Genomic DNA, 6592 nt, shown 5'->3' on the forward strand with positions numbered 1-6592 from the left:
TGATCCCGCACGACGTCGATGCCCGTTCAGGCGTCGACCCCGAGGCCCTGCCCGAGCCCCTACGAACCCTCGCGTGAAGTAGGGCGCGCCTGAGGCGCGCGACGCCCGGAATGCGCCCGCTATCGGCGCCGTCCGGACTTCCCGACGCGAGGATTCCTATTCATGTCGACCCGTTTTGCCGCCGCCTATGGCGTGGTGGCGCTGCTTGCTGCCGTCCTAACGGGGCCTGCGCTTGCCCACGAGGGCCACGACCACGGCGCCGTGCCGCCGCCCCTCTCGAAGACCATCGCGCCGCGCGGCGAGGCGCTTTCGGACGCCTTCGAACTCGTCGCCGTCCCGCGCGACGGCACCCTGACGCTGTTCCTCGACCGCTTCCGGACGAACGAGCCGGTGCCCGGCGCGACCATCGAGGTCGAGACGCCGGACGGTCCCAGGGTCGCGACCGCCACGACCGACGGCGGCTACGCGCTGCCGGTCCCGTGGCTGTCGAAGCCCGGCCGGCACGAGCTCCTCGCGACCGTCACGGCCGGGGACGCGGTCGATGTGCTGACCGTGGCGGTCACAGTGCCCGACCCGAAGGTCGCCGCGGCCGCGGCGCCTGCCAAGCCGGCCCCGGCTCAGGCTGCCCTGGCGCGCGTCTCCGAGGTCGCCCACGGCATCAGGGAACGGCTGATGGCCAAGGACCCGGCCCTGGTGGCCGCGGTCGCCGTCGCCTTCCTGCTCGGCGTGCTCGTGACGGCGCTCGCACGCGGGCGCCGTGGCGCGCCGGCGGTGGCGCTGGTCGCCATCGGCATCACCCTCGTCCTCGGCACCGCCGCCTTCGCGCACGGCGACGAGGACCACGGCTCAACCGTTGAGGGCGCCGCCCTGATCGAGCCGCGCCAGACGACGCCGGCCTCGTCGGACCTCGCGCAGCGCCTGCCCGACGGCTCCGTCTTCGTGCCGAAGCCGACGCAACGGCTGCTGGTCCTGCGCACCATCATGACCGAGCAGGGCAGCTTCCACCGCTCGGTCGAGTTGCCGGGCCGCATCATCCCGGACCCGAACGCCAGCGGCGTCGTCCAGTCCTCGGTCGGCGGACGGATCTCGCCACCGCCGTCCGGCGTCTTCCCTCGCCTCGGCACGAAGGTTCGCAAGGGCGACGTGCTCGCCACGGTGACGCCGCCGGTCCAGGCCGTCGACGTCTCCGACATGCGCCAGCGCCAGGGCGAACTCGACCAGCAGATCGCCATCGTCGAGCGCCGGGTCGAGCGCTACCGGAAGCTCGCCACGACCGGCGCCGTCGCCACGACCCAGCTCGACGACGCGGTCGCGGAGCTCAATGGCCTGCACGACCGCCGCGCGGCCCTCGACAAGATCCGCCAGCAGCCCGAGGCCCTGGTCTCGCCCGTCGACGGCGTGGTGGCGCAGGCGACCGCAGTGGCCGGGCAGATGGCGGCGCCCGGCGCCATGGTCTTCCAGATCGTCGATCCAAACCGCCTCTGGGTCGAGGCCCTCAGCTTCGACGCTCTGACCGCGGCGCAGAACGCTACGGCCCGTCTCGCCGACGGACGGACCCTGAAGCTCGCCTACCAGGGCACGGGGCTCGCCGACCGCAACCAGGCCATACCGGTCCAGTTCGCGGTCCAGGGCGACGCCTCCGGCCTGCGGGTCGGCCAGTTCGTCACGGTGCTGGCCGGGACCGACACCGAGCAGGCCGGCCTGGCGCTGCCGCGCTCTGCCGTGGTGCGCACCGGCAACGGGCAGGACGTCGTCTACGAGCACACCACCGCCGAGCGCTTCGAGGCGCGGCCCGTTCGGGTCGAGCCGCTCGACGGCGGCCGGGTGCTCGTGGCCGAGGGGATCGGGTCCGGTAAGCGGGTCGTGACCCAGGGCGCCGAACTCCTCGACCAGGTTCGCTGAGGAGGCCGCCCGATGTTCACCTTCCTCGTCAGCCAGTCGGTCCGCAACCGCCTGCTCGTCCTCGCGCTCGCCGCGGTGCTGGTACTGTACGGCGCCTTCACCGCGACCAAGCTGCCGGTCGACGTCTTTCCCGACCTCAACAGACCCACCGTCACGGTCATGACGGAGGCGGAAGGGTACGCCCCCCAGGAGGTCGAGCAACTCGTCACTTATCCCATCGAGACCCGGATGAACGGTCTCCCCGGCGTGACCCGCGTGCGCTCGGTCTCGGGCGTGGGCCTGTCCATCACCTACGTCGAGTTCGACTGGGGGACCGACATCTATCGGAACCGGCAGCAGGTCGCGGAGCGCCTGTCCCTCGTCCAGGACCAGCTGCCCCGCGGCGTCACCCCTGTGATGGGCCCTGTCTCCTCGATCATGGGCCAGATCCTGCTGGTGGCGGTCACCAGCGAGACCGCGACCCCCATGCAGGTGCGCGAGGTCGCCGACTTCACCATCCGGCCCCGGCTGCTGACCATCCCGGGCGTGGCGCAGGTCATCCCCATCGGGGGCGAGGTGCGCCAGTTCCGGGTCAGCCCAAACCCGGCGGCGATGCGCGCGCTCGGGGTGACGAACGCCCAGCTGGAGACGGCGCTCGCGCAGTTCGGCACCAACGCCGGCGGCGGCTTCACCGACCAGAACGCCCGCGAGTACCTGATCCGGAACATCGGCCGGACCATGAGCCTCGACGACCTGCGCAACCTCGTGGTCGCCACGGTCGCCGACGCCCCGGTCTACCTGCGCCAACTCGCCGAGGTGTCCTTCGCCGCGAAGGTGAAGCGGGGCGATGCCGGCTACATGGCCAAGCCCGCGGTCATCGTCTCGGTCGAGAAGCAGCCCGACGTCGACACGGTGCGGCTGACCCGCAGCATCGAGACCGCCCTGAAGGAACTCAACCCGACCCTGCCCGGCGGCATCAAGGCCGACCAGGTCTTGTTCCGGCAGGCCGACTTCATCGAGACTTCGATCCGCAACGTCGAGCGCGTCCTCGTCGAGGCCGTGCTGGTGGTGGCCCTGGTGCTGTTCGCCTTCCTCTTGAACGTGCGCACCACCGCGATCTCGCTGCTGGCCATCCCGGTTTCGGTGCTGACGACCGCTCTGGTGTTCCACCTGTTCGGCCTGTCCATCAACACGATGACGCTCGGGGGGCTCGCCATCGCCATCGGCGAGCTCGTCGACGACGCCGTCGTGGACGTCGAGAACATCTACCGACGGCTCGGCGAGAATCGGAAGGCGGGCAACCCTAGGAGCACCTTCGAGGTGGTGGTCTCGGCCTCGAACGAGGTCCGCTCCGGCATCGTCTACGCGACGCTGATCATCATCCTGGTCTTCGTGCCGCTGTTCGCGCTCTCAGGCATCGAGGGCCGGCTCTTCGCGCCCCTGGGGCAGGCCTACATCATCTCCATCCTGGCGAGCCTGCTCACCTCCATCACCCTGACGCCCGTGCTGGCGTCCTGGCTGCTGCCGGGGCTCCGGAACCTGGAGGAGCACGACAGCCGCTTGCTGAAGCTGCTCAAGCGCGGCAACGCCGCCCTGCTGCGGGTGGCTTTCCGGCATAAGGGCCTGCTGGTCGGCACCGTCGCGGCCGCGGTGGCCGCCGCCGGCATCGCCGCCTGGAACTTGCCGCGCGCCTTCCTGCCGCCGTTCAACGAGGGCTCGTTCACGGTCAGCATGACCTTCAACCCGGGCATCTCGCTCGCCGAGAGCAACCGGGTCGGGCTGATCGCGGAAAAACTGCTCCTGGAGATTCCGGGCGTGAAGGCGGTCGGCCGCCGGACCGGCCGGGCCGAGCTCGACGAACACGCCGAGGGGGTGCATTCCTCCGAGATCGACGTCGCCCTGGACGATGGGCTGAAGCGTCCGAAGCAGGCGCTCGTCGCCGACATCCGCGGGCGCCTCGGTGCCCTGCCGGTGGCGGTCAACGTCGGCCAGCCGATCTCGCACCGGCTCGACCACATGCTCTCGGGCGTCCGCGCTGAGATCGCGCTCAAGGTGTTCGGCGACGACCTCGACGCCCTGCGCCGGGTGGCGAACGGCCTGAGGGACCGCCTCGCCAAGATCCCGGGGCTCGCCGACCTGCAGGTCGAGCGGCAGGTCCGCATCCCGCAGCTGGAGGTGCGCGTCGACTACACCCGGGCGGCCCTCTACGGGGTCCAGCCCGCCGCGGTCGTCGAGCAGATCAGCCGCCTCTCGAACGGGCGGGTGGTCTCGACGGTCGTCGACGGCGTGCGCCGCTTCGACGTGGTGCTGCGCCTGTCGGAGAACCGGCGGACGACGGCTGGCCTCGGTGACCTGCTGCTGGAGACGCCCTCGGGCTGGGTGCCGGCGCGCCAGGTCGCGGACATCCGCGAGACGGACGGGCCGAACCAGATCCTGCGCGAGAACGCCCGCCGCCGCATCGTGGTCCAGGCCAACACCACGGCCGAGAGCGACATGGCCACGATCGTGGCGGCGATCCGCGAGGCGGTGGCCCAGGAGCCGATGCCGCCCGGCTTCTTCACCAGCCTGGAGGGCACCTTCCAGGCGCAGGAGGAGGCGAGCCGGACCATCGCGGCGCTCTCCGGCCTGTCCTTGGCGCTGGTCTTCGCCATCCTCTACAGCCGCTACCGCTCGGCCGCGCTGGCGCTCATCATCATGGGCAACGTGCCGCTCGCCCTGATCGGCTCGGTGGCGGCCCTGTGGCTGGTCGGGCAGCCGCTCTCGGTCGCGTCGATGATCGGCTTCATCACGCTGACCGGCATCGCGGCCCGCAACGGCATCCTCAAGATCAGCCACTACCTGAACCTGTCGCTGCACGAGGGCGTGCCGTTCGGGCCCGAACTCGTCGTGCGCGGCAGTCTGGAACGGCTGACCCCGGTGCTGATGACGGCGCTCTCGGCCGGCGTGGCGCTGTTGCCGCTGCTCTACGACGCGGCGAGCCCGGGCAAGGAGATCCTGCACCCGGTCGCGGTGACGATCTTCGGCGGCCTGATCAGCGCGACGTTGCTCGACACCTTCCTGACCCCCGTCCTGTTCCTGCGCTTCGGCCGCAGGCCGCTTGAGCGGCTGCGTGCGCTGCACGCCGAGGCGCCGGCCTACCCATCCCCGGACGGCGCGCCCCCGCGGCCGGCCGAGGCCTACTGACCCCGCAACCGAGGAGTTCCCCATGATCCTTTCGAGAGTGACCCTGGCCGCCGGCCTGCTCGCCGCGACCGCCGCCTACGCCCACGAGACCACCGGCCAGCACGGCGGCCGGGTGGCGGACGCGGGCAAGTTCCACGTCGAGCTCGTCACCAAAGGCGAGACCGTCGACGTGTTCCTGTTGGACGAGGGCCAGAAGCCGGTCCCGACCTCCGGCTTCAAGGGCACGGCCATCCTCGTCGTCGGCGGCAAGCCGACCCGCGTCCCCCTGGAGCCCGCCGACGGCAACCGCCTGTCCGGCAGGGCCGCGGTCGCCCTCGGCGAAAGCCCCAAGGGGGCCGTGCAACTCACTGGTCCCGACGGCGCGACCGCCAGCGGCAAGTTCAACTGACCCCTCGCACCAGGAAGCCTCCTCGATGAAGACCCTGACCTCGACCCTCGCCGCCGGAGCCCTGGCCCTCGGCCTCTCGGGCATCGCCTTAGCGCACGAGGCCCACGACCATGCCAGCCATGGCGGTCACGACCACGCCGCCATGGCTGCCGCGGACAAAGCGGACACGCCGGCCACGAAGGCGTTCCGGGACGTCGATGCCGAGATGCACCGGAACATGGACATCCGCTACTCGAACGACGTCGACGTCGATTTCGTGCGCGGCATGATTCCCCACCACAAGGGCGCCGTCGGGATGGCCAAGGTCGCCCTCCAGCATTCCAAGGACCCCGAGATCCGGAAGCTGGCTGAGGAGATCATCAAGGCTCAGGACGTTGAGATCGCCCAGATGGAGGCCTTCCTCAGGAAGCGCGGCACCAACTGAGCGGTCGCGTCCGCGCGCAGGCGGCCCTCCCGAATACGTGATGCTTCAGAGTATTTATTTCAGAACGCATCTGTATCCCGTGAGTTCTATATTAGGGTAATGACGGTCTGACTTATCTGATACTGAGTCAGCATTCCAGTCGTGCCGCAAACCTTGCGATGGATAGACGGAGAACCTGAATGCACCAGATGTCGAGCGAGATGCAGTCCTGCATCGACGAGTGCCTACGCTGCTACCAGACCTGCCTCAGCATGGCCTCGAACCACTGCCTCCCGGCCGGCGGCAAGCACGTCGAGCCCGAACACTTCCGGCTGATGCTCGCCTGCGCCGAAATCTGCCGGACCTCGGCGCACTTCATGCTGTTGGGGACCGCACACCACAAGCATACCTGCGCCGAGTGCGCCGACGTCTGCGAGGACTGCGCCCGCAGCTGCGAGCAGGTCGGCGACATGCAGCAATGCGTCGAGCAGTGCCGCCGCTGCGCCGAGAGCTGCCGGAAGATGGCCGCCTGATGGATCCGGGGCGGCCGACCGGGCCGCTCCTCACCCCCAACGAGAGAAGGCAATCATGCTTGTTCGTACCCTGATTCTCGCCGCGGCCCTGGCGCTCCCGGGCGCCGGGATGGCTCTCGCGGCCGACCACGACCATGGCTCGATGCAGTCCGCCGTGAAGCTGCCGGAGGCCTGCAAGGCGGCCACCGCCGGCAAGGACGCCAT

General features: G+C 70.2%; 5 protein-coding genes. All 5 read left to right on the forward strand.

Going from position 1 to position 6592, the window contains the following annotated elements; all coding sequences use genetic code 11:
* Positions 1-162: 162 nt before the first annotated feature.
* The 5 genes from MFF42_RS19985 to MFF42_RS20005 all read left to right on the forward strand — a co-directional run bounded on the left by MFF42_RS19985 (position 163) and on the right by MFF42_RS20005 (position 6388).
* Positions 163-1902: an efflux RND transporter periplasmic adaptor subunit gene (locus MFF42_RS19985; RefSeq protein ID WP_012455885.1), complete on the forward strand. Its 1740-nt coding sequence runs from the start codon at positions 163-165 to the stop codon at positions 1900-1902.
* A 12-nt stretch (positions 1903-1914) separates the two neighbouring features.
* Positions 1915-5064, forward strand: coding sequence for an efflux RND transporter permease subunit (locus MFF42_RS19990; protein ID WP_238257314.1), 3150 nt, complete (start codon positions 1915-1917; stop codon positions 5062-5064).
* Positions 5065-5086: 22 nt separating this feature from the next.
* Positions 5087-5452 carry a hypothetical protein gene (locus MFF42_RS19995; RefSeq protein ID WP_142583006.1) on the forward strand — a complete coding sequence of 122 codons (366 nt, stop codon included), beginning with the start codon at positions 5087-5089 and terminating at the stop codon, positions 5450-5452.
* 25 nt (positions 5453-5477) lie between these two features.
* A complete protein-coding gene (copM, locus tag MFF42_RS20000) occupies positions 5478-5876 on the forward strand; it encodes a CopM family metallochaperone (RefSeq protein WP_012752945.1) in 399 nt (132 codons plus the stop codon).
* A gap of 179 nt (positions 5877-6055) precedes the next feature.
* Positions 6056-6388 (forward strand): four-helix bundle copper-binding protein, encoded by a 333-nt coding sequence (locus MFF42_RS20005; RefSeq protein ID WP_009865580.1) that lies wholly within the window; start codon positions 6056-6058, stop codon positions 6386-6388.
* The last annotated feature ends 204 nt before the right edge of the window (positions 6389-6592 follow it).

This window comes from Methylorubrum podarium, assembly GCF_022179745.1.
Lineage (GTDB): Bacteria > Pseudomonadota > Alphaproteobacteria > Rhizobiales > Beijerinckiaceae > Methylobacterium > Methylobacterium podarium.

Bases quoted from the DNA above. Each gene is read 5' to 3' on its own strand.
- MFF42_RS19985 (WP_012455885.1), top strand. From the start codon at position 163: ATGTCGACCCGTTTTGCCGCCGCCTATGGCGTGGTGGCGCTGCTTGCT.
- MFF42_RS19990 (WP_238257314.1), top strand. From the start codon at position 1,915: ATGTTCACCTTCCTCGTCAGCCAGTCGGTCCGCAACCGCCTGCTCGTC.
- MFF42_RS19995 (WP_142583006.1), top strand. From the start codon at position 5,087: ATGATCCTTTCGAGAGTGACCCTGGCCGCCGGCCTGCTCGCCGCGACC.
- copM (WP_012752945.1), top strand. From the start codon at position 5,478: ATGAAGACCCTGACCTCGACCCTCGCCGCCGGAGCCCTGGCCCTCGGC.
- MFF42_RS20005 (WP_009865580.1), top strand. From the start codon at position 6,056: ATGCACCAGATGTCGAGCGAGATGCAGTCCTGCATCGACGAGTGCCTA.